The organism is Frigoribacterium sp. PvP121 (genome assembly GCF_017833115.1).
GTDB classification, from domain to species: domain Bacteria; phylum Actinomycetota; class Actinomycetes; order Actinomycetales; family Microbacteriaceae; genus Frigoribacterium; species Frigoribacterium endophyticum.
In genome coordinates this window covers 835,974-862,946 of sequence record NZ_JAFIBR010000001.1, presented here as the reverse complement: position 1 = coordinate 862,946, position 26,973 = coordinate 835,974, and the positions used below count along the sequence as shown (strand labels likewise).

The following is a 26,973-nucleotide window of genomic DNA, read 5'->3' as shown; positions in this document are numbered from 1 at the left end:
GCACCGGACCGGCGTCCGTGGTGAGGCAGCCTGCGGGGCCGACCCGCGACTCCTCGGGGTCAGCCCTTCGTGGCGCCGGCCAGCAGGCCGCGCACGAAGAAGCGCTGCAGGGCGAAGAACACGATCAGCGGCACGATGATCGAGATGAACGCGCCGGCCGTGAGCAGCTCCCACGACTGGCCGTACGAGCCCGACAGGTCTTGCAGGGCCTTCGTGATCGGCAGCCCCTGCCCGGACGTGAACACCGTCGCGACGAGCAGGTCGTTCCAGACCCACAAGAACTGGAAGATGCCGAAGGAGGCGATGGCCGGCATCGACAGCGGCAGCACGATGCGGAAGAAGACCTGGCCGTGCCCCGCGCCGTCCATGCGCGCGGCCTCGATGACCTCGGCCGGGATCTCGCTGATGAAGTTGTGCAGCATGAAGATGGCCAGCGGCAGGGCGAAGATCGTGTGCGCGATCCACACCTTGGCGAACGAGCCGTCGAGCCCGTTCACCCCGAGGCCGGGGAGGATGTACAGGCCGCCGATGACGAGGCCGTCCGAGAACAGGCGCAGCAGCGGCACGAGGGCCATCTGGATCGGCACGATCTGCAGGGCGAACACCAGCACGAACATCGTGTTGCGGCCCTTGAAGTCGATCCAGGCGAACGCGTAGGCCGCGAGGCTCGCGATCGTGATCGGGATCAGCGCCGCGGGCAGCGTGATGACGAGCGAGTTGAGGAAGGCCTTGCCGAGGGTCAGGCTGTCGCCCGAGTTCAGCGCGTTGACGTAGTTGTCGAGCGTGAAGCCGGGGTTGGCGAAGACCGTCCACCAGCCCGTCGTCTTGATGTCGGTCGCGGGGCGGAACGACGAGATGAAGAGGCCGGCGGTGGGCAGGGTCCAGATCACGGCGATGATCAGCGCGGCGATGGTCGCCCCGCGGCTCGTCGTGCCCTTCTTCAGCTTGCCGCTGGAGTTCTCGATCTTCGCGACGCCGCGCTTCAGCTGGCTCTCGGTGCGAGGGGGGACGGCGACCCCGACCGGGGTGGGCGTGGCGGTCATCGGATCTCCCTCTGCTTCTGGATCTGGCGGGCGTTGTAGATCACGATCGGCAGCACCAGGACGAACAGGATGACGGCCAGCGCCGAGCTGTAGCCGGTGCGGCTGCCGAGCTGGAACTGGCGCACCATCTCGAACGCGAGGATGGTCGTGTCGTTGCGGCCGCCGGTCATCGCCGAGACGATGTCGTAGACCTTGAGCGAGGCGATCGAGATCGTCGTGAGCACCACGATGATCGTCGTGCGGATGCCCGGCACCGTGATGTGGCGGAAGGCCTGGAAGCCGTTGGTGCCGTCGAGCGACGCCGCCTCGAGCTGCTCGGCCGGGACGCCCTTGATGGCGGCGGAGAGCACCGTCATCGCGAAGCCGGCCTGGGTCCAGATCAGCACGATCACGAGCAGCAGGGTGTTCCAGGGCTCGAGCCCCAGCCAGTCGACGGGCTGGCCGCCGAACGCGACCAGCACGCCGTTGAGGAGGCCGATCTGCTCGCCCTGCCGGATGTCGTAGAAGAACTTGAAGATGATCGACGCACCGACGAACGAGATCGCCATCGGCATGAAGACCAGCAGCTTGAGGACCTTCTCGCCGCGGCTCTTGTCGATGAACACGGCGTAGGCGAGGCCGATGGCCGTCGCCGTGATCGGGGCGAGCAGCACCCAGATCAGCGTGTTGCCGAAGGCGGTGAGGCCGTCGGGGCTCGTGAAGACCCAGATGAAGTTGTCGATGCCGGCGAAGCCGGAGCCGTCGTTCTTCATGAAGGCCTGGCCGGCCGTGGTGATGGTCGGGTAGATCAGGCCGATGATGAGGAAGAAGACCGCGGGGGCCATGAAGGCGATCAGCTGGAGCGAGTAGCCGGAGCCGCGCTTCGAGCGGTAGTCGAGCAGGAACAGCCCGCCGCCGAGCACGGCCGCGACGACCGCGACCCACATGACGGAGTTGTAGAGGCCGAAGGCGAGGAGCACCACGACCGGGACGAGCACGCAGACCGCGAGCCGGAGGATCGTGTACTGGAGGCCGCGACGCGGGGCGAACTCGACGAAGACGAGCACGATGCCGACGAGCGCGGTGAAGGCGATCAGGATCAGGGGGATCTGCGCCAGGGGCGGGACACCCGCCAACCACTGGAAGAAGCTGGACATCGCTGTCCTTTCGGGGACGGGTCAGGGGCCGCCGACGAACGACGGCCCCTGACGGAAGGACGACTAGGAGGTGTAGCCGGCCTGGATCTCCTCGAGGACCGAGTCGGTGTCGGTGCCGTCGATCCAGTCGACCATGCCCTTCCAGAAGCTGTCGGAGCCGACCGACTTGGGCATCAGGTCGGAGCCGTCGAAGCGGAAGGTGGTGTCGGTGCCCTGGAGGATCTCCACGGCGCTCTTCAGCAGGTCGCTGCCGGCGTTCTCGGGGTCGAGGCCCTGGTTGGCGGAGATGACGCCGCCGAGCGAGACGCGGCTGTTGGCCCAGTCGGCGCTGGCGAGGTACGCCTGCACCTTCGCGGTGTCGTCGTCGTTCGAGAACGCGGCGACGAACTCGCCGCCACCGGTGACGGCGGCGGGGTCGCCCTCCTCCATCGGCGGGGTGAGGAAGGCCCAGACGTCGCCGTCCTCGGCGACGGTGGCGGGCTGGCCCTCGGCGTTGTTCGCCGCGGTCAGGAAGCCCTCGAAGAACGAGGCCTGGTGGGTCAGGGCGCAGCTGCCGTTCGCGACGTTGGTCGCGACGTCGCCGAAGGCGGTGGAGTTGATCGACTTCACGTCGCCGTAGCCGGCGTTGACGAGGGAGGGATCCTGGAGGATCTCGCCCACCGCGTCGAAGGCCGACTTGATCTCGGGGTCGGTGAACTTCGTGTCGCCGGCGACCCACGCGTCGTAGGCGTCAGGGCCGGCCTCGCGCAGCACGAGGTCCTCGACCCAGTCGGTGCCGGGCCAGCCCGAGGCCTCGCCCGAGTTGAAGCCGGCGCACCACGACGGGCCGCCGGTCTTCTCCTGGATGGTCTTCGACAGCGCGACGAGGTCGTCGTACGTCTTCGGGACCTCGACGCCCCACTCCTCGAACTTCGCCGGCGAGTACCAGACGTAGCCCTTGACGCTGGCCATGAGGGGCGCGCCGTACTGGGTGCCGTCGACCTGGCCGTACTTCTGCCAGTCCTCCGACCAGCCCTCCTTGACGTTGGCGAGGGCGTCGGCGGGGAGCTCCTGCACCTTGCCGGACTTCACCGTGTCGGCCAGCAGGCCGGGCTGCGGGAAGATCGCGAGGTCGGGGGTGTCGCCGCCCTGGACCTTGATGCCGATCTGCTTCTCGAACTCCTTGTCGCCCGTGTACTTGATGTCGATGTCGTTCTCCTTCTCCCAGTCCGCCCAGGACTGCTCGAGGAGGGTCGCTTCGTCGCCGTTGATCGTGCCGTAGATGTTCACGACGCCGTCGGCGGTGCCGACCGTGCCGCCGGCTCCGCCGCCGGCGTTGGGGTCGTTGGGGTCGGAGCTGCCGGAGCAGCCGACCAGCAGGAGGCTCGTGGCGGCCAGGAAGGCCATCCCGCCGGTGACGCGGCGGGTCAGGGGTGCTCGCATGGGATTCTCCTCATTGAGTGGTGCGGCGGGCGATCGCTCGTGCTGTCGAGCGGACCGTCGACGTGTCGTCATCGACGCGCGTCGACGATGAGTGTCACACACCGGCCGGAGGCGCGCAACCGCACCTAGGAGCGTGTCGGGGGAGCGGAGCTGCCGCGCACCGTGAGCCGCGGCGCGACGAGCAGGTGCGGCGCCTCGCCGCGGCGGTCCTCGATGGCGGCGACGAGGTCGTCGACGGCCGCGGCGGCGATCTCGTCGCCCGGCGGCGACACCGTCGTCAGGGGCGGGGAGGTCATGTCGGCGGCCAGGTCGCCGATGCTCAGCGCGACGACGGTGACGTCGTCGGGCACGCGGCAGCCGGCGAGCGCCGCGGCCTGGACGAACCCGGCGAGCGCCATCTCGTTGAAGGCGAGCACGGCCGTCGGGCGCGGCAGCAGCGCGGCGAAGGCGGCGAAGGCCTCCCGCCCGCCGCGCACGGAGGTGTCGGCGTGGACCACCTCGACCCGCAGGCCGCGGTCGCGGACCGGCCCCGCGAGCGCCCGCGTCGTCCGCGTCAGCGGGCCCGAGCCCCGCTCGAGGGCGCCGAGGCCCTGGCTGAGGAAGAACAGGTGCTCGTGCCCGAGGTCGGCCACGTGGTCGACGGCGAGGCGGCCCATGGCCTCGTAGTCGGCGTCGACGAACCAGAGGCGGCCCGCGTCGTCGGGCCGACCGATGTTGGTGAAGGGCACCCCGGCCCGCTCGAGCACCTCGACGCGGGCGTCGGTCGAGGTCAGCTCCATCAGGATCACGCCGTCGACGAGCCGCTCGCTGACGAGGCTGCCGAGCCCCTCGACGTCGCCGATCGGGTTCGACCAGAGCAGCAGGTGGTAGCCGCACGACCGGGCGCGCTCGGTGGCGGCGGCGACGTACTCGAACTCGGACGACGTGACGCCGCGGGGGCTGGACGGGTAGTGCAGGGCGAGGATCCCGCCGCGCGAGCCGGCGAGGCCGCGGGCGAAGGCGTTCGGGGTGTAGTCGAGCTCGGCCATGGCGCGCTCGACGCGCTGCCGGGTCGCCTCCGAGATGGTGCGCCGACCGCTGATCGCGTACGAGACGGTGCTCGACGAGACCCCGGCGAGGCGCGCCACGTCGTCACGGGTCGCACCCACGGCATCCACCTCGATCGGTCGTGCGTCGCAGGACAGGAGCGGCGACGCAGGCGCTCCCCCGGTGCACGACTGTGCGATCGGCGGCGAGGTCATCATGCGCAACGGCTGACGATTTGTCCAACCTGAGGTCTGCCCACGTCTGTGGGGGCCGCGCCCGGAGCGGACCGCCCGGTCAGCCGACGGTGCGGGAGGCGCGGTGCAGCACGAGCTGACCGGGCCCGTCGACCGCGGCGCCCCAGACCACGCCGACGAAGCCGCCGGCCGTCTCGGTGCTGACGACCCGCGCCTCCGCCCGGGCCCGCAGCAGCTCGGTCGGTGGCCCTCCGGCGGGGTCGACGACGAGCGCGACGAGGTCGTAGGCGTCGCCCCGGCAGGAAGCGCGGAGCAGCATCTCGACACCGCCCAGGCCGGCCTCCTGCACCGTGGCGCCCGCGATCTCGCGGTCGACGCCGGCCTCGCGCGCCACGATCCGCCCGCGGAGGCCGCCGCCGTCGAGCCCGCGCACGACCTCGACGCGGAGGTCGGCCGCGCCGGACTGCCGCACGACGAGGCCCGCCGCGCCGCCCGCCCCCGGCCTCGCCGTGACCGCCAGCTCGAGCGTCTCGTGGTGGTCGCGCTGCCGCGCCCCGACGAAGGCGGGCACCCCCGTCGGGTCGTGCAGCCGGGCGGCGCCGGCGCCGTCGAGCACCAGGCCGTCGGGGCCCGGCTCCGTGGAGGAGGGCGCCCCGCGCACCGAGAGCCACGCCGCGTCGAGGGGCCGGGAGCCCCTCAGGTCGTCGACCCGCGCCTCCGGCACCCGGGGCCCGTGGCCGACGACGGCGTCGTCGAGCTGGCCGACGCCGGCGTTGACGACGGGGCGGTCGTCCTCCCACGTGACCCGGGCGACGAAGGTCTCGCGGCCGAGCACCGTGTGGCCGCCGACCGGGCGCATGCCGAGCACCGTGGCGCGCCACTCGCCGTCCGGCAGCTCGACGAGGTCGGCGTGGCCGACGGCGACGACCGGGTGGCCCTGCCCGAGGTGCCGGTGGGTGAGCAGCGGGCCGCGTGGGTCGACCTCGTACGGCCCGGTGACGGCGCGCGAGCGGGCGGCGACGACGGCGTGCGCGCGCTCGGTGCCGCCCTCGGCGGTGAGGAGGTGGAACCAGCCGTCGCGCTCGACGAGGTGCGGCCCCTCGCTCCAGACGGCACCGCGCTGCGCGGCCGTCCAGACGACGTGCTCGGGCCCCGTCAGCCGCAGCGTGTCGGGGTCGAGCTCGCGCAGCCAGATCTCGGTCTCGCCCTCGTACGAGCCGGGGTCGCGGAGGCGCGTGCCGAGCCACCAGACCCGGTCGCGTCGGCCGCCCGGCCGCGCCTCGAAGAAGAGCGCCGGGTCGATGCCCTCGGCGCCCTCGACGACGACGGGGTCCGACCACGGCCCCGACGGGTCGTCGGCCGTGCAGGCGAACGACCCCGGGCGGTCGCCGCCGACCACCGTGCTGACCAGCCACCACCGCCCGAGGCCGTGCCGCAGGGTGGGCGCGTAGACCCCGCCGCTGTCGGGCACGCCGGCCAGGTCGAGGGCGCCGGGCCGGGTGACGACGGCGCCCCGCGCCTCCCAGGTCAGCAGGTCGGTCGAGGAGGAGAGCGCGACGGAGGGCCAGTACTCGAACGTCGACGTCGCGAGCCAGACCACGTCGTCGCCGGGCGCCCGACAGACGCTCGGGTCGGGGTGGAAGCCCGGCAGCACGGGCGTCGCGCGGGGCCGGGCGGAGGCGGTGGTCGGGTCGGCAGCGAGGGGCACGTCGGCGGGCACGACGGCGAGCATAGCCGCGGTGAGCCTCGCTCATCTCGATCCGGTAACGGTCTCCGAGGCCCTTGCGCCGACGATCAGGGCGCGTATATGTTCCGAGAGCCAACAAATACCCCGACGCCACCCACGTCGGTTCGAGCACTACAGCGAAGTACCCGCTCGATCTGGTCCGGTTCGACGACGAACCACCGCCCGGCACGCCCTCGACGAGGCGGCCGGGGCGGCGTCGCCCGGGCAGATCCCACCGAAAGGATCCGCACCATGACCACAGCAAGGAAGCTCTCCGTCGCGGCCCTCACGGTCGGCCTCGTGGCCGGCCTCGCGGCCTGCGCACCCGCCGGCTCCTCCGGCGGCGGCGGCGGGGGCGACGACGCCTCCGGCACCGACTGCAACGTCGGCATCAGCATGCCCACCCGCAGCCTCGAGCGCTGGATCAACGACGGCGAGGGCCTCAAGGAGAAGCTCGAGGGCGACGGCTGCACCGTCGACCTGCAGTACGCCGACAACAAGACCGACCAGCAGATCAGCCAGATCCAGAACCAGGTCGCCGGGGGCGCGAAGATCCTCGTCGTCGCCGCCATCGACGGGCAGACCCTCGGCCCGGCGCTCGAGGACGCGAAGTCGCAGGACGCCACCGTCATCGCGTACGACCGCCTGATCAACGGCACCGAGGCCGTCGACTACTACGCCACCTTCGACAACTACAAGGTCGGCCAGCTGCAGGGCCAGTACATCGAGGAGCAGCTCGGCCTCGCCGACGGCGAGAAGGGCCCCTTCACGATGGAGCCCTTCGCCGGCAGCCCCGACGACAACAACGCCGGCTTCTTCTTCGCCGGCGCGTGGGACGTCCTGCAGCCCTACGTCGAGAGCGGCGTGCTCGTCGTGCCGAGCGGCAAGGCGCCCGCCGACGACGACGGCTGGAAGGCCATCGGCATCCTCGGCTGGGGCTCGGACGACGCCCAGGCCGAGATGGACAACCGGCTGCAGTCGTTCTACACGGGCGGCGAGAAGGTCGACGTGGTCCTGTCGCCGAACGACAGCCTGGCGCTCGGCATCGAGGCCTCCCTCGACGCCGCCGGCTACCAGCCGGGCTCGGACTGGCCGATCATCACCGGCCAGGACGCCGACGTCGCGAACGTGAAGGCGATCCTCGCCGACCAGCAGTCGATGACGGTCTGGAAGGACACCCGCGAGCTCGGCACCCAGGTGCAGGCGATGGTGGCGGCCATCGTCGCGGGCGACGAGGTCGAGACGAACGACACCGACACGTACGACAACGGCGAGAAGGTCGTCCCGGCGTACCTGCTCGACCCCGTGGTCGTCACGAAGGACGACGTGCAGGGCACGCTCGTCGACTCGGGCTTCGTCGACGCCTCCGACGTCGGTCTCTGACCCCACCCCCGGCAGCCGGCGGCGGCCCCTCGGGGCCGCCGCCGGCTCCCTCGACCCGAAGCGAGAAGACATGAACGACGTCATCCTGCAGATGACCGACATCGTCAAGGAGTTCGGCGCCGTCCGGGCCCTCGACGGCGTCTCGGTGAGCGTGCAGCGCGGCGAGGTGCACGCGATCTGCGGCGAGAACGGGGCCGGCAAGTCGACCCTGATGAAGGTGCTCTCGGGCGTCTACCCGCACGGCAGCTTCGACGGCACGATCGAGATCGACGGCAGCCCCGTCCGCTACTCGTCCATCAACGACTCCGAGCGCGACGGCGTGGTGATCATCCACCAGGAGCTCGCGCTCAGCCCGTACCTCTCCATCGCCGAGAACATCTTCCTCGGCAACGAGGTGCAGCGCGGCGGCGTCATCGACTGGAACCGCACCAACCTCGAGGCCTCGAAGCTGCTGGCCAGGGTCGGCCTCGCCGAGAGCCCGGTCACCAAGGTGCTCGAGCTGGGCGTCGGCAAGCAGCAGCTCGTCGAGATCGCGAAGGCGCTCTCGAAGGAGGTGACGCTCCTCATCCTCGACGAGCCGACCGCGGCCCTCAACGACGACGACTCGGCCCACCTGCTCGGCCTGATCGACCAGCTGCGCGAGCAGGGCATCACGTCGATCATCATCAGCCACAAGCTCGGCGAGATCCGGGCGATCGCCGACACCGTCACGGTCATCCGCGACGGCAAGACCATCGAGTCGTTCCCCGTCGACGACACCCCCGAGATCGAGACCCGCATCATCCGCGCGATGGTCGGGCGCCCGCTCGACAGCCAGTTCCCGCCCCGGGTGCCCGACATCGGAGCCGAGAAGCTCCGCGTCGAGGACTGGACGGTGCACCACCCGGTCGACTCCGAGCGGCTCGTCGTCGACCACGCGTCGTTCCACGTGCGGGCGGGCGAGGTCGTCGGGTTCGCCGGCCTGATGGGCGCCGGGCGCACCGAGCTGGCGATGAGCCTCTTCGGCCGGTCGTACGGCACCGACATCTCGGGCCGCGTCTACAAGGACGGCAAGGAGATCCAGACCCGCACCGTCGGCGAGGCGATCAAGAACGGCATCGCCTACGTCACGGAGGACCGCAAGCGCTACGGCCTGAACCTCATCGGCAGCATCACGGTGAACGTCTCGGCCGCCGCCCTCGGCAAGCTCGCCAAGCTCGGCGTGATCGACCGCAACCGCGAGTACGCCGTCGCCGACGACTACCGGAAGCAGATGAACATCAAGACCCCCACGGTCTCGGCGGTCGTCGGCAACCTGTCGGGCGGCAACCAGCAGAAGGTCGTCCTGAGCAAGTGGATCTACTCGGGCCCCGACGTGCTCATCCTCGACGAGCCCACCCGGGGCATCGACGTCGGGGCGAAGTACGAGATCTACGGGATCATCGCCGAGATGGCGGCCCAGGGGAAGGCCGTCATCGTCATCTCGAGCGAGCTGCCCGAGCTGATCGGCCTCTCCGACCGGATCTACACCATCGCCGAGGGCCGCCTCACGGCCGAGCTCTCGCGCGCCGACGCCAGCCAGGAAGAGCTGATGCGCCACATGACCGCGACCAGGACCCTAGGAGCAGAAGCCTCGTGACCACCACCGCACCTCCTCGCCCCTCCGCTCCGCCGCCGGCACCCGCGCCGGTGCCGGGCGCCAAGCGCCGCCTCCGGATCGACATGCGCCAGTACGGGATCCTCGCCGCGCTGCTCGTGATCGTGCTGCTCTTCCAGGTGCTGACCGAGGGCCGGCTGCTCTACCCCGGCAACGTCAGCAACCTCATCCAGCAGAACGCCTACGTGCTGATCCTCGCGATCGGCATGGTGATCGTGATCATCGCCGGGCACATCGACCTCTCGGTCGGCTCGGTCGTCGCGACCGTCGGCGCCGTCGCCGCGCTCGCCATGAACGACTGGGGCCTGCCCTGGGGCGCCGCCGTCGCGCTCTCGCTGCTCGTCGGCGCGCTGATCGGCGCGTGGCAGGGCTTCTGGGTCGCGTTCGTCGGGATCCCGGCGTTCATCGTCACGCTCGCCGGCATGCTCGTCTTCCGCGGCGTCGCCCTCGTGCTGCTCACCGGCGGCACGATCAGCGGCCTGCCCCGCGCGTTCAACTCGATCGGGTCGGGCACGCTGCCCACCACGGGCCAGCCCGACCTGTTCACGCTCGGCATCGGCCTGCTCGCCTCCGCAGGGCTGATCGCCCAGCAGCTGCGGGCCCGCGCGAACCTCCGCCGCCTCGAGCTGCCCCGCGAGCGCGCGGTGTCGTTCGTGCTGAAGATCGCCATCGCCGTCGCCGCGATCATGTACCTCTGCTACCTGCTGGCGTACAACCGCGGGACGCCGATCATCCTCATCATCCTGGCGACGCTGGTGCTGCTGTACTCGTTCCTGCTGACGCGAACCGTGTTCGGTCGTCACGTCTACGCCATGGGCGGCAACCTGTTCGCCGCGATGATGTCGGGCGTCAAGACGAAGTGGGTCACGTTCGGCATCTTCGTCAACATGGGCCTGCTCGCCGGGCTCGCCGGCGTCGTCAGCACCGCCCGCGCCGGCAGCGCCGTCGCGTCGGCCGGTCAGAGCTTCGAGCTCGACGCGATCGCCGCGGTGTTCATCGGCGGCGCGGCCGTGCAGGGGGGCATCGGCACCGTCGTCGGGGCCGTCATCGGCGGGCTCGTGATGGGCGTGCTGAACCAGGGGCTGTCGATCCTCTCGGTCGACGCCGCGTGGCAGCAGGTCATCAAGGGGCTCGTGCTGCTGCTGGCCGTCGCGTTCGACGTCTACAGCAAGCGGCGCCGCCGGTAGGAGGCGCGGGTCGGCCCCCCGGGGCCGGCCCGCCCGCGCTCGGGGCCGGCCCGCCCGAGCGCCCGACACCCCGTCCTCGCACGGGAACCTCGCCGCGGCGGGGTTCGAGTGCGAGGACGGGGTTCGTCGTCTGCGCGGGGCGCGGGGGCGCGGAGCGCGGGGGCGCTGGGCGCGGGGGCACGAGGCGCGAGGCGCAGGGCGCGGTGCGCGCGTCAGCGGTAGTGCTGCTCGCCGCGGGCAGCGGCGGCGACCACGTCGGCGACGCGCGCGGCACGGGTCTCGGGTCGCTTGAGGGCCGCAAGGCGGAAGTAGGTGCGGAAGCGCACCGTCTTCGTGAGCGTCGCCCAGTGGGCGGCGGCCGCGGGGTCGGCGTCGAGGGCGGCCTGCAGGTCTGGCGGGGCGACCGCGTCCTTCTGACGGTAGGCCGCCTCCCACCGGCCGTCGGCCTTCGCACGGTCGACCTCGGCCTGGCCCGCGGGGAGCATCCGCCCCTCCGCCACGAGGCGCGCGACGTGCTCGCGGTTGACCTGCGACCACGGGCTCGCACGGCGCCGCGGCTGGAAGGCCGTCAGCAGGAAGTCGTCGTCGACGCGCTGCGACTGGCCGTCGATCCAGCCGTGGCAGAGGGCGACGTCGAGGGCCTCGGACCACGTCATGCCGACCCGGGCGGACGACTTCTTGCGCAGCAGCAGCCGGACGCCGTCGGGGTGGGCGACCGTCTCGAGGTAGTGCACCCACTGCGGCTCGGTGAGGTGCAGGGCGGGCTTGTCGGCGACGCTGACCATGGGCTGACGGTAGCGGGTGCGACCGACTCCGGGCGGGTGCGGGGTGCCGGGCGGCAGCGCGGGACGAACCACGTTCTCGCCTGCGAACCACGCCGCGGCGTGGTTCCGGTGCGAAGACGTGGTGCGTCAGGCGGCGACGCCCGCGGCGGCGGCCTTGACCACCACCCCCGGGCGGGGGTAGAAAGGGCACGTGCATGACAACGCTGTCATCGATGACAGGCGTCGTCGTCGTGCTCGGCTGTACCAGCGGCCGGCGGCAGGCCCCCCGGCCGCCGCACCCCCGATCACGGGATCAACACCAGGAGAGTGACGATGGCGTCAGGTCGTGTCCGCACGGACGAGCAGCAGCGCAGGGGCGCGGGCTGGAGACGGAGTTCCGCGAAGCAGCAGGCACGACGGGCGGGGGTGATCACCACCGCGATCGCCCTGGCCGTCACGGGCGCCCTCACCGGCGCCGGGCCCGCGGCCGCCGCACCGGGCGGCTCCGGCAGCGCGAGCGGCTCCGGCGACGCCCGCGGCGCCGACGCGCGCGCCGCCGCGGTCGCGGGCAGCGACTGGCGGACGAGCTTCGAGGCCGCCGACGCGCAGCCGCTCGCCAGCACGCCCCTCACCGACGTCGACCCCGGGTCGGCCTCGGTCGCCCCGAGCGAGAACGTCTCCGGCTCGACCGGCCTCCCCGCCGGCAGCCTGCTCGGCCACGTGACCGAGGTCACCGCCACCGCCGAGAACGCCCCCGGCGAGGTCGCGATCAACCTCACCGACGGCAACGCGGCGAGCAAGTGGCTCGCCTTCGAGCGCACCGCCTCGATCACCTACCTGCTCGACTCACCGCAGACCGCGGCCGAGTTCTCGCTCACCAGCGGCGGCGACGCCCCCACCCGCGACCCGCGTGACGTGACCCTCCAGGGCTCGGCCGACGGCGGAGCCACCTGGACCCCGATCACGACCCTCACCGGCATCGCCTTCGCGAGCCGCGGCGCCACGAACGAGTACGCCGTCACCACGCCCGGGGCGTACGACGCGTACCGCCTCGACATCACGGCCAACGCCGGTGCGGGGCTGACCCAGCTCGCGGACTGGAGCCTGGGCGACGGGACCGACACCGCGCCTCCGGCCGGCCCGATGGTGACCGTCGTCGGCACCGGCCCGGTCAGCGGCCCGAACATGAAGCCGGGCGCCGGCTTCAGCGGCACCCGCTCGCTGCGCTACGCGGGCGAGCACACCGCCGACGGCCCCGCCCGTGCGACGAACGTGCTCTACGACGACCTCGACCTGCTCATCGGCGACGACTCCGTCTTCTCGTACAAGGTCTTCCCCGAGCTCGGCGGCGATCTGCAGTACCCGGCCACCTACGCCGCGGTCGACCTGCAGCTCAGCGACGGCTCACTCGTCAGCGCGGCCGACGGCGTCGTCGACGGCCAGGGCGGCGGCACCTCCGCCGCCGACCAGGGCGCCGCGAAGATCCTCTACGCCGACCAGTGGAACTCGGTCCGCGTGCCCCTGGGCGACCTCGCCGGCCAGACCGTCGAGCGCGTGCTGTTCACCTACGACAACGACGGCGGCACGGCCGACACGCGCTTCCAGGGCTGGGTCGACGACCTCGACCTCGACCCGGCGCCCGCCCGCGTCGACGGCAGCAGCCTCGTCGCGCACGTCGACACGCGCCGCGGCACCAACGCGACCGGTGGCTTCTCGCGCGGCAACAACGTCCCGGCGACCACCGTGCCGAACGGCTTCAACTTCTGGACCCCGATGACGAACGCGTCGAGCCAGTCGTGGCTGTACGACTACGCCCGCGGCAACGACGCGCAGAACCTCCCCCGCCTGCAGGGCCTCGGCGTCTCGCACGAGCCGAGCCCGTGGATGGGCGACCGGAACCAGCTCGCGATCCTCCCGTCGACCACCGTCGCGGGTGCGGGAGGCGCGGGGGCGCCCGACGCCTCGCTCGCCACACGGGCCCTGCAGTTCGACCACGGGGCCGAGGTCGCGCGACCGGACCTCTACAGCGTCGCCACCACGAGCGGCCTCGAGGCCGCCGTCACACCGACCGACCACGGCGCGGTGCTGCGCTTCGCCTTCCCCGAGACCGCGGGCACCGACCCCGGCAGCACGGCCCGGGCCGGCAGCGTCATCGTCGACCGCGTCGCCGGCAGCTCGGGCCTCACGGTCTCGGCCGACGGCCGCGTCAGCGGCTGGGTCGAGAACGGCTCCGGCCTCTCGGCCGGCGCCAGCCGCATGTTCGTCTCCGGCACGTTCGACCGCACGCCCACCTCGGTCGGCACCGCGGCGGGCGACCGCGACGGCGCCCGCTACGCCTCGTTCGACGCCACGGCGCCGAGCGGCGACAGCCCCGCCGGCGTCGTCGAGCTGCGCCTCGCGACGTCGTTCATCTCGGCCGCCCAGGCGACGCGCAACCTCGACCTCGAGGTCACCGGCCGCAGCTTCGACGAGGTGCGCGGCGCCGCCGAGCAGCTCTGGAACGACCGCCTCGGCGTCATCACCGTCGAGGGGGCCCGCGACGACCAGCTGGCCACCCTCTACGGCAGCCTGTACCGCCTCAACATGTACCCGAACTCGCAGTTCGAGAACACGGGCACGGCCTCGGCGCCCGACTACCGGTACGCCAGCCCCGTCGCGCCGAAGGAGGGCGCGGCGACGGACACGACGACGAACGCGCAGGTGAAGGCCGGCAAGATCTACGTCAACAACGGCTTCTGGGACACCTACCGCACCGTCTGGCCCGCCTACTCGATGCTCTACCCGGAGGTCGCGAGCGAGCTCATGGACGGCTTCGTGCAGCAGTACCGCGACTCCGGCTGGATCGCGCGCTGGTCGAGCCCCGGCTACGCCGACCTCATGACCGGCACCAGCTCGGACGTCGCGTTCGCCGACTCCTACCTGAAGGGCGCCGTCAGCGGCGACCTCGCGCTCGAGGCCTACGACGCCGCGCTCAAGAACGCGTCGGTGCAGCCCACCGAGAGCGGCGTCGGCCGGAAGGGCCTCGACCAGTCGCTCTTCCTCGGCTACACGCCGTCGAGCACCGGCGAGAGCGTCTCGTGGGGCCTCGAGGGCAACATCAACGACTTCGGGCTCGGCCAGATGGCGGCGGCGCTCGCCGACGACCCGGCCACCCCGGAGGCGCGGCGTGGGCAGCTGAGGGAGGAGTCGGCCTGGCTGCTCGACCGGTCGCGCGACTACGTGGACCTGTTCGACCCCGCGGTCGGCTTCTTCCAGGCCCGCGGCGCCGACGGCACCTTCGCCGAGTCGCCCGACACCTTCGACCCCGAGTCGTGGGGAGGCGCGTACACGGAGACGAACGGCTGGAACTTCGCCTTCCACGCCCCGTTCGACGTGGCCGGCCTGGCCGCGCTCTACGGCGGCTCGGACGGGCTCGACGCCAAGCTGGCCGAGTTCTACGCGACCCCGGAGGACGCCGACAAGCCCGGCGGGTACGGCGGCGTGATCCACGAGATGCTGGAGGCACGGGACGTCCGGATCGGGCAGCTCGGCATGAGCAACCAGGTCTCGCACCACATCCCCTACGTCTCGGCGGCGAACGGCGACCCCGCGACCACGCAGCGCGTCGTCCGCGAGATCACGCAGCGGCTCTTCGTCGGCAGCGACATCGGCCAGGGCTACCCCGGCGACGAGGACAACGGCGAGATGTCGTCGTGGTACCTCTTCTCGGCGCTCGGCTTCTACCCGCTCGCGATGGGCACCGACTCGTACACGATCGGCTCCCCGCTGTTCGACGAGGCGACGATCCACCTCGGGTCGGGCCGGGAGTTCACGGTGCGCGCCGAGGGCAACTCGAACGACGCCGTGTACGTGCAGTCGGCCCGGCTGAACGGAGCGGCGATCGACACCGTCTCGCTCAGCCAGGACGACGTCGAAGCCGGCGGCGTGCTCGACCTGACCATGGGCACCCAGCCGAGCACGTGGGCGGCGCACGCCCCCGAGCCCGTCGACGTGCCGGTGCCCCTCGTCGACGCGACGACGGCCGGCCAGGGCGTGCTGAGCTCGAGCGACGGGACGGTCGTCGACCGCCTCGCCGACGACTCGGCCCGCACCGCGGTCGCCTTCGACGCGCCCGACGCGGCGGTCACCTGGCGCTCGGCGTCGGGGCCGGTCACGATCTCGCGCTACACGCTGACGAACGGCCCCGACGGCTCGACGGCGCCGACCGGCTGGGCCCTCGAGGGCTCGACCGACGGCACCACCTGGCTGCCGCTCGACGAGCGCACCGCGCAGACGTTCCCGTCGGCGCTGCAGACGAGGCCGTTCACGGTCACCGACCCGCGGCCGTTCACCTGGTACCGCCTCACGGCCACCGGCACGACCGACGGGCGCGCGATGACGCTCTCCGAGCTCGAGCTGATGGCCGACACCACGGCGCCCGCCGGGGAGTTCACGCTGACCGGCAAGCCGGGCCTGACGAGCGAGGCGGGGGCCGAGTTCTCGGGCTCCGTCGCGACCGTGACCCGCGCCTCCGGCGGTGCAGGAGGCGCGGGTGACGTCCCCGAGGGCCTCACTGCGACGGTCGACTGGCTCGACGGCGAGGGCCCGCAGGGCGCGACCCTCACGCCCACCGCCCTCGGCGGCTGGGACGTCACGGCCCCGGCGCACGTGTTCGACGCGCCGGGCACCTACACGGCGATCGTCACGGCGACCGACGGCACGGAGGCGGCCTCGACCACGGCCGACGTCGTGGTGACCCGCACCGCTCCCTCGCTGGTCGGCGCCTTCGACAGCGTCTGCCTCGGCGAGCCGGGCCAGGCCGCGAACTGCGACTACCTGCAGAACGGGCTGAAGCGGCAGTCGCTCACGGAGAAGGGCTTCGTGCAGGGCACCACGGTCGCCGTGCCCGGCACCGCGCTGACGTTCGACCTGCCGGCGATCCCGGCGGGCGAGCCCGACAACGCGACCGGCGCCGGCCAGGTGCTGCCGCTCGAGCTCGGCGACGACGTCACCCAGCTGTCGGTGATCGGCACGGCGAACGAGCGGGCCCAGCAGACGGTCGGCACGCTGACCTTCGACGACGGCTCGACCCAGCCCTTCCCGATCGAGTTCGGCGACTGGACGGCCGGGGTCACCGCCCCGGCGTTCGGCAACGTCGTCGTCGCGACCTCGGACGGCCGCACGAACGGGGCGAACGGCTCGGACGGCGCGGTGGCGGGCGTCTACGCCACGGCACCGGTCACGCTGCCGACCGGCAAGACGGCGGTCTCGCTGACCCTGCCGGTGCAGACAGGCGACCCGCGGGCCGCCGGCCGCATCCACGTGTTCGCGCTGGCGACGGACGGCACGCGCCTCGCGCCCCCGGCCGACCTCGTGGTGACCGGGACGGCCGCGGGCCTCACGGGCACGGCGGGCGTCGAGGTCGCGGGCGAGCTCGCGACGATCGCGGGCGGCGTCGGCGACGCGGCCGACGGCACCGTCACGGCGACCGTGAACTGGGGCGACGGCACGGCCGTCACCGCGGGCACGGTCTCGGGCGGGGTCGTCTCGGGAGCGCACACCTACGCGCTGCCGGGCACCTACACGGTGACGGTCACGGCCGACGACGGGCGGTCGAGCGCCTCGGCGACGACGACCGTCACGGTCGCGGCGGCGCCGGTCGAGCCGGAGGAGCCGGGCGACCCCGGCACCCCGGGGAACCCCGGCAACCCCGGGAACCCCGGCAACCCGGGCGAGCCCGGGAACCCCGGCAACCCCGGGAACCCGGGCAACCCCGGGAACCCCGGCAACCCGGGCGAGCCCGGCAACCCCGGCGGCCCCGGCGCGTGGACGCCGTCGCTGCGGGTGCTCGCCGACTCCGCCACGCGCGGCACGGTGGTGCCGGTCGAGGGCGCGGGCTTCGCGCCCGGCGAGACCGTCTCGCTGACGCTGTTCAGCGACCCGATCGCGCTCGGCACCCTCACCGCGGGCGCCGACGGCCTCGTCAGCGGCTCGTTCACCGTGCCGGCCGGCGCGGCGACCGGCGCCCACGAGGTCGAGGCCCTGGGAGGCACGTCGCGGGCAGCCGTCCGCGTCGCCTTCTCGGTGGTCGACACGGCACCGTCCGCGACCGGCGTGGCCCCGCTGCGTCCGGGCTCGTACGACGGGTCGCTCGCCTACACGGGCGGACGGCCGGAGTCGCCGGTCGACGGCGGGCTCGTCGCCGGAGTGCTGCTCGCCGCCGGGGCGCTCGCCCTGGCGATCGAGGCGGCGCGACGTCGGCGCCGCCACCTGCTGGCCGTCGGCGACGACGCCTAGCGGCCGGGGCGGCGGGGCGGCCCCGCCGCCCCGCTCGCCCGGCTCGCCCTGACCGCAGAGACCCCCGTGCCCGCACGGGGGTCTCTGTCGACCCGCCGCGTCGCGCCGACCGCGCGCCCGGAAAAGAACCACGTCCTCGCCGCCGAACCAGGCCGCGGCGTGGTTCGGCTGCGAGGACGTGGTTCGTCAGTGCGGGCAGCGGCGTGCGGCGGCGGGCAGCGCGGCGGCGCGGCGACGCGTCAGCGCCAGCTGACGCCGGGCGCGACCTCGCCCGAGCCGCGCGGCACGAGCCGGGTCGGCACCACGACGCACCGCGGGGGCTCCCCCGCCGCGAGGGCGAGCCGCGCCGCCTGGCGCCCCATCTCGACGGTGTCGTGCGCGACGACCGTCACGCCGAGCACGTCGGCGAGGTCGAAGTCGTCGAAGCCGACGAGCGCCGGCGGCACCGCGAGGCCGCGCAGCGCCGAGAGGGTGCCCGTCGTGACGCGGTTGTTGCTGGCGAAGAGGGCCGTGGGGGGCTCGGGCAGCGCGAGCAGGTCGCTCACGCCCGAGCGGGCCGAGGCCGCGTCGTGCCGGTCCTCGCGCACGAAGCGGCGCCAGTCGTCGACGCCCGCCGCGGTCATCGCCTCGCCGAAGCCGGTGAGGCGCTCGTGGTGCGTCGAGAGCCGCGAGAAGTCGCCGACGAAGCCGATCCGCCGGTGCCCGTGGGCGAGCAGGTGCTCGACGGCCGTGCGGGCCCCGGCGACGCTGTCGAGCAGCACGGTGTCGGCCTCGAGCCCGACCGGCGGGCGGTCGACGAGCACGACGCGGACGCCGCGCTCCTGCACCGAGGCGAGCTCCGCGTGGGAGGCGCGGGTCGAGACCACGACGAGCGCCCGCACCTGGCGCGAGACGAGCTCGTCGACCAGCTCGCGCTCCCGCACCGGGTCCTCGTCGGTGCTGGCCACGACGAGCTGCATGCCGTGGCCCCGCAGCTCCTGCTCGATCCCGGACGCGATCGCCGCGTAGAACGGGTTGGCGAGGTCGCCGGTGACGAAGCCGACCACGCTGGAGCGGATGCCTCGGCGCAGCATGCTGGCCATGCTGTTCAGGCGGAAGCCGAGGGCGTCGGCGGCCTCGACCACGCGCCTCCTGGTCTCCTCCGCGACGTGCGGCTCGCCGTTCACGGCGCGCGACGCGGTCTTGAGGCTGACGCCGGCGCGGGCGGCGACGTCGACGAGCGTCACGGCCGCTCGGGGGGCCGCGGAGGCCCCCGTCGGCGCACCAGCGTGCTCGTCGCCCGGGATCATCGGCACAGTATGGCAGCGCGGCCGATGCGGACCCGGGGCGTTCGCCGGGACCGGGGCGCGCGCCCTGCCGGGCGGCCGACCCGCGACTCCCTGCGGCCGCGGAGCGCTACTGGAAGGTGATCTGGTCGTCCGTGCCGATGGTCATCTGGTAGCTGACGGTGAAGGGGACGTCCTCGTCGATCGTGTAGCGGCGGCCGTCGAAGAGCGACTGGGCCTCGACGACGAGGTGGGCGGTGCCGGGGGTCTCCTGCACGAGCCACTGGCCGGGCGTCGCCGACGGCACGACGGCCAGCTGCGGGTGCTCGACCATCGACCAGACGGGGTCGCTCGTGACGCGGTCGTCGACCTGGCGACCGAACGGGCAGCCGGCGGGCAGCAGCACCGACTGCGTGACGCAGGTGTCGTCGAGCTGGTCGTCGAGCTGGCCCTGCAGCTCCTCCGCGAAGGAGGCGCGGGCCACGGTCGCCACCGTCGCCGACGAGGTCGAGCCCACGCCGAGCACGCTCGCCTCGACCGTCGGCGCCTCGAGCCAGGTGCTCTCGTGCGACAGCTCGAAGCGCGCGGGGGCGAGCACGGTGAAGCGCGTCGCGACGTCGCCGCCGGCGGTCGTGACGACGCGGCCGTCGACCGTGAAGCGGGGGTCGTGCTCGGGCGTCACGCTGAGGATGGCCGTCGGCGGCTGCGCGAAGCGCCAGGCCTGGAAGACGCCGAACCGCGTGCCCGCCCGGGTGAGCACGAACTGCGACTGCCCCTCGACGCCGTCGAGCGTGTAGCCGAGGGTGACCGTGCGCGTGCCGTCGCCGAGCGAGAGCTGCGAGACCTCGTGCACGTCCTCCAGGCCGCCGAGCGAGGGCACGTCGAGCAGGGAGTCCTCGAGCTCGTCGGTCTGCTCGACGCCCGCGAGGGTGAGGGCGCTCGAGGTGTCGCCGCGGTCGACGGCGTCGAGGTAGCCGCGCGCGAAGCCGGCGGCGCCGTAGAGGGTCGCGTTGAGCGCCGACACGGTCACGACGAACCCGATCACGACGAGGAGGGCGGCCCCGCCCCAGATCGCGACGAAGGGCCACCGGCGCAGGGCGGGTCTCCTCTCCCCCACAGCAGAAGACATGTCCACAGCATAGGTCGGAGCAGGTCACGGCGAGCCGTGCCCGAGAGGAGTCGCGGGTAGATTGGGTGCTCCGGCCGCGGTCACCGGGGCCGGTCGCCCCGGCCTCGCCGCGCCTCCCCCTCGCCCCTGATCAGCCCCGCCCCCGGAAGGTCGTCCCGCCCGTGCCAGTCGCCCTCTCCGCCGAGCAGCAGGCGGTCTTCGACGCGATCGAGAACTCGCGCGAGAACGTCTTCGTGACGGGCCGCGCGGGCACCGGCAAGTCGACGCTGCTCAACCACCTGTCGTGGAACACCTCGAAGCAGATCGTCATCTGCGCGCCCACCGGCGTCGCGGCGCTGAACGTCGGCGGGCAGACGATACACTCGCTCTTCCGCCTCTCGATCGGGCTGATCGCCGACCACGACATCGAGCAGAAGAGCGAGCTGCGCAAGCTGCTCAACACGATCGACACGCTCGTCATCGACGAGGTCTCCATGGTCAACGCCGACCTGATGGACGCGATCGACCGCTCGCTGCGCCAGGCGCGCCAGCGCCGCTCGGAGCCCTTCGGCGGCGTGCAGGTCGTGCTGTTCGGCGACCCGTACCAGCTGCCCCCGGTGCCGGGCGACCTGGAGGAGAAGTCGTACTTCCGCGACAACTACCGCTCGATGTGGTTCTTCGACGCGCACGTCTGGCAGGAGGCCTCGCTGCGCATCTACGAGCTGGCGTTCATCCACCGGCAGACGGCGGGCGACTTCAAGGAGATGCTGAACGCCGTGCGGCACGGGCGCGTGACGGCCGAGATCGCCGGGGCGCTGAACGCGGCCGGGGCGCGGCCCGCTCCGACCGACGGCTCGGCCATCACGCTCGCCACGCGCAACGACACCGTGACCCGCATCAACAAGGTCGAGCTCGAGCGGCTGCCCGGGCGCGTGCTGACCGCGCGCGCCGAGGTGAGCGGCGAGTTCGGCGGCCGGGCCTACCCCGCCGACGACGCGCTCGAGCTGAAGCCGGGGGCGCGCGTGATGTTCCTGCGCAACGACCCCGACCAGCGCTGGGTGAACGGCACCACCGGCACGGTGACCAAGGTGCGAGACACGGTCTTCGTCGAGGTCGACGGCGAGGAGCACGAGGTGCAGCCGGCGGTGTGGGAGAAGTTCGCGTACTCGTGGTCGGCGACGACGAAGCAGCTGAAGAAGGACGTCGTGGCGGAGTTCACGCAGTTCCCGCTGCGGCTGGCCTGGGCCGTGACGATCCACAAGTCGCAGGGCAAGACGTACGACAGCGCGGTCGTCGACCTCGGGTCGCGGGTGTTCAGCGCGGGGCAGACCTACGTCGCGCTGAGCCGCATCACGACCCTCGAGGGCCTCTACCTGACGCGGCCGCTGCGCCCGGCCGACATCATCGTCGACCTCGACGTGCGGCGCTTCATGAGCCAGTCGACGCGCGTGCCCGCGATCCGCGCCGCCGAGGACGCCGCGACCGCGTAGCGCGTCGCGCCCGCGCCTGCGCACTCCCGCGCGCGCCCGCGTCCGCGCGGCACCCCGCTCCCGGAGACACCCCGTTCTCGCACGGGAACCCCGCCGCGGCGGGGTTCGCGTGCGAGAACGGGGTTCGTGAGCGAGGAGGGGCGCCGGCGCGCTACGCGGCGGCGGCGGCCTTCGCGGCGGCGAGATCGACGAAGAGCTCCGTGCTGAAGCGGTAGGCGACCACGACCTCGTCGATCACGCGCTCGCGCTCGTCGGCGGTCCAGTCGACCGCGTCGAGCTGCTGACGGTAGGTGCCCTTGAACTCCTTCGGGCGGGCGATCTCGGCGAAGAGGAAGAACCCCACGCCGTTCGTCTCGAAGCCGAACTGCCGCTGCATCAGCGTGCGGATGATCTGGCACCCCGACAGGTCGCCGAGGTAGCGCGTGTAGTGGTGCGCGATGAACCCGCCCACCCACCCGGAGGCGCTCTCGATGCGGGCCACGTACCGGGCCGTCACGGGCAGGGGCTCGATGCGGCGCCTCCACCCCTCGCCCAGCAGGAACTCGAGGTCGGCGCGGATGGCGGGCAGCCGCGTCAGCGCCGGCGACAGGAACGGCCGGGCGACCGGGTCGCCCGCCCAACGCTCGGCGACGCGCTCCAGCGCCTCGTAGACGAAGTGGTGCTGCGCGAGCATCTGCACGTAGTCGTCGCGGGTGCCGCGGCCGGTCATCAGGTCGGTCATGAACGAGCAGCCCGCGTCGACGCCGGAGGCGCTGGCCGAGGTGCGCTCACGGAGGGCCTGCGAGAAGGGGATGACGACGGACATCGCTCCCACCTCCGATCCGGTCGGCGACCCGGCACGAGGCCGGTTAGGTGAGCCTAACCATAGCGGGGGAGGCGCGGGTCGGCCAGGGCCGCGCCCTGGAGTCCACCGTGAACGCGCCGCTCAGCGGCGGCGGCTCAGCGGCGACGACGACGCTCGGCGCCGACCGCGGTCAGCACGAGCAGCGCACCGGCGACGAGGTGCGTGATGTCGTCGCCGAGGTTGAGCGCGAGGTAGTTCGCCTCGGTGTCGCGGACGAGGAACCCGGCGACGCCGAAGACGACGAAGAGCAGGCCGACCGCGAGGTTGATCGAGCGGGCGGCGGCACGGCCCGAGGCGCCGGCGATGATCAGGGCGGCACCGGTCAGCACCCAGATGACGATCAGGGCGGGGTTGACGTTCCACGGCCCGAGGGGCGCGCCCTCGGTGCTGACGAACGAGCCCATGTCTTCCGCGAAGAAGCCGACGGCGCCGAGCAGCAGCACGACCGTGCCGATCGTCAGGCCCAGCGCGCGGTTCGGGGACTCGCGGATCGTGGGCTCGTAGGCGGCGGGCGTCGTCGTGGTCGTCATCCCTCGATCATGCCAGGTGGGCCGGGGGCCGCGCACGGCGCGGGGGCCCGCGGGAGGCGCGGTGCCATGATCAGGGGCATGCCCCCGCTCCGCCTCGTGGTCGCCGTCAACCCCTCCGCCTCGACCGGGCGCCGCCGGGGGGTCGGCGACGGGGTCGTGGCCGCCCTCCGCGACGCGGGCCACGCCGTGACGCCCCTGCAGGAGGAGTCGCACGCGGCCCTCGTCGACGCCGTCCGCCGCGAGCTCGACCGGGGCGCCGACGCCCTGGTCGTCGTCGGCGGGGACGGCATGGTCGCCCTCGGCGTCGACCTCGTGGCCGGGACGCCGGTCGGGCTGGGGGTCGTGCCCACCGGCACCGGCAACGACATGGCCCGGGCCCTCGGGCTGCCCCACGACGACGTGGCGGCCGCCACGCGCCTCCTCGTCCACCGCCTCGAGCGACCCGCGACCGTCATCGACGCCGGCCGGGTGACGCGCGGCGACGAGTCGACCTGGTTCGGCTGCATGCTCTCGGCCGGGTTCGACGCCGTGGTCAACGAGCGGGCGAACCGCCTGCGCTGGCCGAGGGGCCGTCGGCGCTACGACCTCGCGCTCGCGCTGGAGCTGCTCGCGCTGCGCCACCTCTCGTACCGGCTCGAGATCGACGGCGTCGCGTCGGAGGTGCGGGGCACCCTGGTCAGCGTCGGCAACGGCCAGTCGTTCGGCGGCGGCATGCGGGTGCTGCCGCACGCGCGGCTCGACGACGGGATGCTCGACGTGCTCGTCGTCGAGCGGCTCACCCGCCTGCAGTTCGTCAGGCTCTTCGCCCGGGTCGCCGCCGGGACGCACCTCGACGACCCGCGGGTGCACGTGCACCGTGCCCGGCGGGTGGTGATCGAGTCGGACGACGTCGTGGCCTACGCCGACGGTGAGCGGATCGGAGCGCTGCCCGTCACGGTCGAGGTCGCGCCCGGGGCGCTCCGCGTCTACGGCGGGCCCGGCCTCTGAGGCGGTGACGCGTGCGGTGCGGACTGCCGCACCTGACCGTCTCCTGAGAGCGACGAGCGGGACCAATCCGTGTCGGGACCGGTGGCGAATCCCTTGCACCCCACCGGGAACCACAGAAAAGGACCTGATCATGAACGCCTTCACTCGCAAGCGCATCACCAAGGTCGGCCTCGGCCTCGTCGCCTCCGGCGCCCTCGTCTTCTCGCTCGCCGCCTGCTCGATGGACGACACCTCGTCCGACGCCGGCTCGTCGAGCTCGTCGTCCTCCTCGGCCTCGTCCGAGCCCAGCGCCGCCGCGACCCCCGTCGCCTCGCTGCCCGACCTGAGCAAGGGCGTCGACACGCAGGTCGCCGTCGACGCGTCCTTCGTCGAGGCCCTCACCAGCCTCGGCCTCACCCCCGGCGTCGTCGGCACCGCCGGCTTCGACTCCGCCACCGGCACGTTCTCCTTCCCGATCACGGGCGGCAACGTCGACTACTACGACCCCGCCAGCGACGTGCGCCCCTACGTCCAGGGCGAGATCGACCACGACGGCTCCGGCCTGTCGCTGACCGCCGCCGACGGCACCGTCGTCGAGCTCACCGACTTCCGGATCGACCCGGGCGAGTCGAAGCTCTACGGCACCGTCACCGCCAACGGCACCGTCGCCGCCGAGGACGCCTACCTCTTCAACCTCTACGGCGGCTCGCTGAAGCCCCTGCAGACCGAGGGCGACAACGCCATCCTCGAGGGCACCACGGTGCACATCAGCCCCGACGCTGCCGCGCTGCTGAACCAGACCTTCAAGACCGACGCCGTCCAGGACGAGATGCTTGTCGGCGTCGCGAAGATCACCGTCGCCACCAAGTAACACCCTGGGGTTCGCGCCCCGACGACGGAAGGCCCGCCCTGCTCACGCAGGGCGGGCCTTCCGTCGTCCCGGACGCTCAGCTCCCGGACGCTCAGCTCCCGGACGCTCAGCTCCCGGGCGCTCAGCTCCGGCGTGCTCAGCTCTCGGGCGAGCTGATCTCGACCGGCGTGAACTCGTCGGCCTCGAGGGGCACGAGCGCGACCGGGCTGCCGCCGCTCGGCGTGGTGACGGGGTCGGGGCCCGAGATCAGCAGGCCACGCCGGCCCACGTCGGCGACCAGCTCCGCGTCCGTCAGCTCGTCCCCGTGCCACGGCTCGTGCGAGACGAGCATCTGGCTCGAGGGGCCGAGCAGCAGCTGGAAGCGCCGCTCCTCGCCGTCGACGTCGATGCCGGGCAGGTCGACCGAGTCGGACCGCCCGCGCAGGGCGAGGGCGCGCGCGTAGGCGACCACCGCCTCCGCGATGTCGTCGCCCGTGACCACGTGGCCCTCGACGTAGTGGAGGCGCTTCACGGTTGGGCCACGACCTGGTTCGTCTGCATGCCCCTCACGCTACGCGCGGCGGGGCCCGAGCCCCCGGCCGTCCGACGACGGCACACCCTGTTCGCATCGGGGACGACCCGCCTGCCCACCCCGGGGGCGCCTCCCTAGGTTGAGGAGGCGCGGTCGCAGAGCGTCGCGCACGACACGACGAGGCTGGCCGATCCTCGAGGAACGAGGAGACGTGAGCACGACGACGACCACGACCGACCCGGCCGCCGAGACGGCCGCCCCGGCCACGACCGCCGCCGCCGGGGCCGACGAGGCCGCGAGCAGCTACGTCTCCGACCCCCTGACGCGCCCGGTGCGCATCCAGGGCTACCCGAAGCGCCGGCCGGCGCGCGACGCCGGCCTCGCGGTGGTGCCTCCCCTGGGCCGACGCCGCTCGGTCACGACCGGGCCGACGTACGGCGACTTCTTCGCCCCGGCCGACGCCCCCGCCGCGGCGGCGGGCGGCTCGGTCGACGCCGGCGCGTAGGGCCTACGGGCGCTGCAGCGTGTCGCGCGGGTACTCCCCGAAGCGCTTCACGTACGCCGCGCTGAACCGCCCGAGGTGCGCGAACGCCCAGCGGCGGGCCACCTCGGACACCGTGAGGCGGTCGGGCGACCCGGCCCGCAGCTCCTCGTGGACGCGCTCGAGGCGCACCCCCCGCAGGTACTCCGTGGGGGTCGTCTCGAGGTGACGGCTGAACGACTGCTGCAGCCCCCGCGCCGTGAGGCCGGCGTGCTGGGCGACGTCGGCGGCCGTGATGGGCAGGTGGGCGTGGGCGTGCACGTACTCGACCGCGCTCCGCAGCGAGGCGTTCCGGGGCGCGAGCAGCGCCTCCGGCAGGCTCGTCGACGAGTGGCTGAAGGTGTCGAGCATCGCGACGGCGGCGAGCCGGGCCATCTCGGCGCGCATCATCGGCGCGATCTCGCCGCCGAGGTAGGTCTGGGCGATGAGCCGGACCGTGCTGTTCCAGCTGCCGAGCGCCGCCGGCGAGGGCGGCACCGAGTGGTCGAAGCGGAGCGAGCCGGGGGCCGCGCCCTCCCGTTCGGCGGCGACCTCGTGCAGCAGCACGTCGTCGACGTGGACGAGGTTCTGCTCGAAGTCGGCGTAGCGGAACGAGAACGGCCGCCCGTGCGGGAAGACGACCGGCACCCCCACCTCGACCTGGACCTCGTCGCGCCCGAGGTCCATCACGGCGCGGCCGCGGCTCAGCCACTGGACGATGTGCTCGCCGGGCGGCTCGATCGTGCCGGTGATCTCGCCGTAGAACCTCGAGGTGCGGAGGGTGAGGTCGGGGTCGCCGGTGGCGGAGTGGCGGTACGAGAAATCGAGCTCCGTCGCACGCGCGACGAGCCCCGTGCCGTTGTAGCCCTGCTCGAAGACGGCCGCGGCCTCGTCGAGGTCGGTGCCGGCCGCTTCGATGCGGACGCGGTCCTCGCCCTCGTCACCCATCAGACACGAGTGAACAGCGAGGGAGGCGCGGGTGACAACTCGGGGAGGGGGGCTTGACCGAGGGGGCCGCGCCGTGCATGCCGCACAGCCCGGTCGCAGCGAGCCCTCCGGTGGCACCCGGCGGCCG

General features: G+C 73.0%; 20 protein-coding genes. 8 read left to right on the top strand and 12 right to left on the bottom strand.

Translation table 11 applies throughout. The annotated features are described in order from the left end of the window. Nucleotides 1-59: 59 nt before the first annotated feature. The 5 genes from JOE43_RS04115 to JOE43_RS04095 form a co-directional block, all read right to left on the bottom strand. Complete coding sequence (locus JOE43_RS04115) at nt 60-1,043, bottom strand: carbohydrate ABC transporter permease (protein WP_209514943.1); 984 nt, start codon at nt 1,041-1,043, stop codon at nt 60-62. Continuing rightward, a complete protein-coding gene (locus JOE43_RS04110) occupies nt 1,040-2,179 on the bottom strand; it encodes a carbohydrate ABC transporter permease (RefSeq protein WP_209514940.1) in 1,140 nt (379 codons plus the stop codon). Before JOE43_RS04110 ends, JOE43_RS04115 begins: the two co-directional genes overlap by 4 nt. Before the next feature lie 63 nt (nt 2,180-2,242). After that, nucleotides 2,243-3,601, bottom strand: coding sequence for an ABC transporter substrate-binding protein (locus JOE43_RS04105; protein WP_245187105.1), 1,359 nt, complete (start codon nt 3,599-3,601; stop codon nt 2,243-2,245). 125 nt (nt 3,602-3,726) lie between these two features. After that, nucleotides 3,727-4,749, bottom strand: a complete 1,023-nt coding sequence (locus JOE43_RS04100; RefSeq protein WP_209514938.1) for a LacI family DNA-binding transcriptional regulator — start codon at nt 4,747-4,749, stop codon at nt 3,727-3,729. A 172-nt stretch (nt 4,750-4,921) separates the two neighbouring features. Continuing rightward, nucleotides 4,922-6,541 carry a glycoside hydrolase family 43 protein gene (locus JOE43_RS04095; RefSeq protein ID WP_209514930.1) on the bottom strand — a complete coding sequence of 540 codons (1,620 nt, stop codon included), beginning with the start codon at nt 6,539-6,541 and terminating at the stop codon, nt 4,922-4,924. A 258-nt stretch (nt 6,542-6,799) separates the two neighbouring features. Between JOE43_RS04095 and chvE the strand changes: the two genes are divergently transcribed. From chvE to mmsB, 3 genes are all read left to right on the top strand, one after another. After that, the gene (chvE, locus tag JOE43_RS04090; RefSeq protein ID WP_209514928.1) at nt 6,800-7,930 is read left to right on the top strand and encodes a multiple monosaccharide ABC transporter substrate-binding protein; all 1,131 of its coding nucleotides are present in this window, start codon (nt 6,800-6,802) and stop codon (nt 7,928-7,930) included. 70 nt (nt 7,931-8,000) lie between these two features. Beyond that, on the top strand, nt 8,001-9,548 hold the full coding sequence (gene mmsA, locus JOE43_RS04085; protein ID WP_209514927.1) for a multiple monosaccharide ABC transporter ATP-binding protein: 1,548 nt from the start codon (nt 8,001-8,003) through the stop codon (nt 9,546-9,548). Between the two features lie 83 nt (nt 9,549-9,631). Beyond that, nucleotides 9,632-10,753 carry a multiple monosaccharide ABC transporter permease gene (mmsB, locus tag JOE43_RS04080; protein WP_208381079.1) on the top strand — a complete coding sequence of 374 codons (1,122 nt, stop codon included), beginning with the start codon at nt 9,632-9,634 and terminating at the stop codon, nt 10,751-10,753. A 212-nt stretch (nt 10,754-10,965) separates the two neighbouring features. Here the strand turns inward: mmsB and JOE43_RS04075 are convergent, their stop codons facing one another. Further along, the gene (locus JOE43_RS04075; RefSeq protein ID WP_209514925.1) at nt 10,966-11,538 is read right to left on the bottom strand and encodes a YdeI family protein; all 573 of its coding nucleotides are present in this window, start codon (nt 11,536-11,538) and stop codon (nt 10,966-10,968) included. Between the two features lie 405 nt (nt 11,539-11,943). Here JOE43_RS04075 and JOE43_RS15465 point away from each other — a divergent pair, with 405 nt between their 5' ends. Further along, the gene (locus JOE43_RS15465) at nt 11,944-17,793 is read left to right on the top strand and encodes a GH92 family glycosyl hydrolase (RefSeq protein WP_307803233.1); all 5,850 of its coding nucleotides are present in this window, start codon (nt 11,944-11,946) and stop codon (nt 17,791-17,793) included. Nucleotides 17,794-18,032: 239 nt separating this feature from the next. On the opposite strand, the gene JOE43_RS04060 is transcribed toward JOE43_RS15465, so the two are convergent. Continuing rightward, nucleotides 18,033-19,082, bottom strand: coding sequence for a LacI family DNA-binding transcriptional regulator (locus JOE43_RS04060; protein WP_209514922.1), 1,050 nt, complete (start codon nt 19,080-19,082; stop codon nt 18,033-18,035). Between the two features lie 106 nt (nt 19,083-19,188). Next, a complete protein-coding gene (locus tag JOE43_RS04055) occupies nt 19,189-20,187 on the bottom strand; it encodes a hypothetical protein (RefSeq protein ID WP_209514920.1) in 999 nt (332 codons plus the stop codon). 161 nt (nt 20,188-20,348) lie between these two features. On the opposite strand from JOE43_RS04055, the gene JOE43_RS04050 reads away from it, so the two are divergent. After that, entirely contained in the window at nt 20,349-21,656 is a 1,308-nt protein-coding gene (locus JOE43_RS04050; RefSeq protein WP_167261487.1) for an ATP-dependent RecD-like DNA helicase, read from the top strand. 151 nt (nt 21,657-21,807) lie between these two features. Here JOE43_RS04050 and JOE43_RS04045 read toward each other — a convergent pair whose 3' ends face one another. Then, complete coding sequence (locus JOE43_RS04045; protein WP_209514918.1) at nt 21,808-22,461, bottom strand: heme oxygenase (biliverdin-producing); 654 nt, start codon at nt 22,459-22,461, stop codon at nt 21,808-21,810. A gap of 134 nt (nt 22,462-22,595) precedes the next feature. Continuing rightward, the gene (locus JOE43_RS04040) at nt 22,596-23,030 is read right to left on the bottom strand and encodes a DUF4383 domain-containing protein (protein WP_209514916.1); all 435 of its coding nucleotides are present in this window, start codon (nt 23,028-23,030) and stop codon (nt 22,596-22,598) included. Between the two features lie 78 nt (nt 23,031-23,108). On the opposite strand from JOE43_RS04040, the gene JOE43_RS04035 reads away from it, so the two are divergent. Next, nucleotides 23,109-24,017 carry a diacylglycerol kinase family protein gene (locus JOE43_RS04035; protein WP_209514914.1) on the top strand — a complete coding sequence of 303 codons (909 nt, stop codon included), beginning with the start codon at nt 23,109-23,111 and terminating at the stop codon, nt 24,015-24,017. 130 nt (nt 24,018-24,147) lie between these two features. Then, nucleotides 24,148-24,867 (top strand): hypothetical protein, encoded by a 720-nt coding sequence (locus JOE43_RS04030; RefSeq protein ID WP_209514912.1) that lies wholly within the window; start codon nt 24,148-24,150, stop codon nt 24,865-24,867. 136 nt (nt 24,868-25,003) lie between these two features. Here JOE43_RS04030 and JOE43_RS04025 read toward each other — a convergent pair whose 3' ends face one another. After that, nucleotides 25,004-25,378 carry a hypothetical protein gene (locus JOE43_RS04025; RefSeq protein WP_209514910.1) on the bottom strand — a complete coding sequence of 125 codons (375 nt, stop codon included), beginning with the start codon at nt 25,376-25,378 and terminating at the stop codon, nt 25,004-25,006. Nucleotides 25,379-25,589: 211 nt separating this feature from the next. Between JOE43_RS04025 and JOE43_RS04020 the strand changes: the two genes are divergently transcribed. Then, nucleotides 25,590-25,883 carry a hypothetical protein gene (locus tag JOE43_RS04020; RefSeq protein WP_209514908.1) on the top strand — a complete coding sequence of 98 codons (294 nt, stop codon included), beginning with the start codon at nt 25,590-25,592 and terminating at the stop codon, nt 25,881-25,883. Between the two features lie 3 nt (nt 25,884-25,886). Here JOE43_RS04020 and JOE43_RS04015 read toward each other — a convergent pair whose 3' ends face one another. Further along, nucleotides 25,887-26,846 carry a helix-turn-helix transcriptional regulator gene (locus JOE43_RS04015; RefSeq protein ID WP_209514906.1) on the bottom strand — a complete coding sequence of 320 codons (960 nt, stop codon included), beginning with the start codon at nt 26,844-26,846 and terminating at the stop codon, nt 25,887-25,889. Nucleotides 26,847-26,973 lie beyond the last annotated feature (127 nt).

Excerpts from the sequence above, each read along its gene's own strand:
- JOE43_RS04030 (WP_209514912.1), top strand. The coding sequence starts at position 24,148 with ATGAACGCCTTCACTCGCAAGCGCATCACCAAGGTCGGCCTCGGCCTC.
- JOE43_RS04110 (WP_209514940.1), bottom strand. The coding sequence starts at position 2,179 with ATGTCCAGCTTCTTCCAGTGGTTGGCGGGTGTCCCGCCCCTGGCGCAG.
- JOE43_RS04035 (WP_209514914.1), top strand. The coding sequence starts at position 23,109 with ATGCCCCCGCTCCGCCTCGTGGTCGCCGTCAACCCCTCCGCCTCGACC.
- JOE43_RS04060 (WP_209514922.1), bottom strand. The coding sequence starts at position 19,082 with ATGATCCCGGGCGACGAGCACGCTGGTGCGCCGACGGGGGCCTCCGCG.
- mmsB (WP_208381079.1), top strand. The coding sequence starts at position 9,632 with ATGCGCCAGTACGGGATCCTCGCCGCGCTGCTCGTGATCGTGCTGCTC.
- JOE43_RS04045 (WP_209514918.1), bottom strand. The coding sequence starts at position 22,461 with ATGTCCGTCGTCATCCCCTTCTCGCAGGCCCTCCGTGAGCGCACCTCG.
- JOE43_RS04115 (WP_209514943.1), bottom strand. The coding sequence starts at position 1,043 with ATGACCGCCACGCCCACCCCGGTCGGGGTCGCCGTCCCCCCTCGCACC.
- JOE43_RS04055 (WP_209514920.1), bottom strand. The coding sequence starts at position 20,187 with ATGTCTTCTGCTGTGGGGGAGAGGAGACCCGCCCTGCGCCGGTGGCCC.
- JOE43_RS04075 (WP_209514925.1), bottom strand. The coding sequence starts at position 11,538 with ATGGTCAGCGTCGCCGACAAGCCCGCCCTGCACCTCACCGAGCCGCAG.
- chvE (WP_209514928.1), top strand. The coding sequence starts at position 6,800 with ATGACCACAGCAAGGAAGCTCTCCGTCGCGGCCCTCACGGTCGGCCTC.
- JOE43_RS04040 (WP_209514916.1), bottom strand. The coding sequence starts at position 23,030 with ATGACGACCACGACGACGCCCGCCGCCTACGAGCCCACGATCCGCGAG.
- JOE43_RS04015 (WP_209514906.1), bottom strand. The coding sequence starts at position 26,846 with ATGGGTGACGAGGGCGAGGACCGCGTCCGCATCGAAGCGGCCGGCACC.
- JOE43_RS04105 (WP_245187105.1), bottom strand. The coding sequence starts at position 3,601 with ATGCGAGCACCCCTGACCCGCCGCGTCACCGGCGGGATGGCCTTCCTG.
- mmsA (WP_209514927.1), top strand. The coding sequence starts at position 8,001 with ATGAACGACGTCATCCTGCAGATGACCGACATCGTCAAGGAGTTCGGC.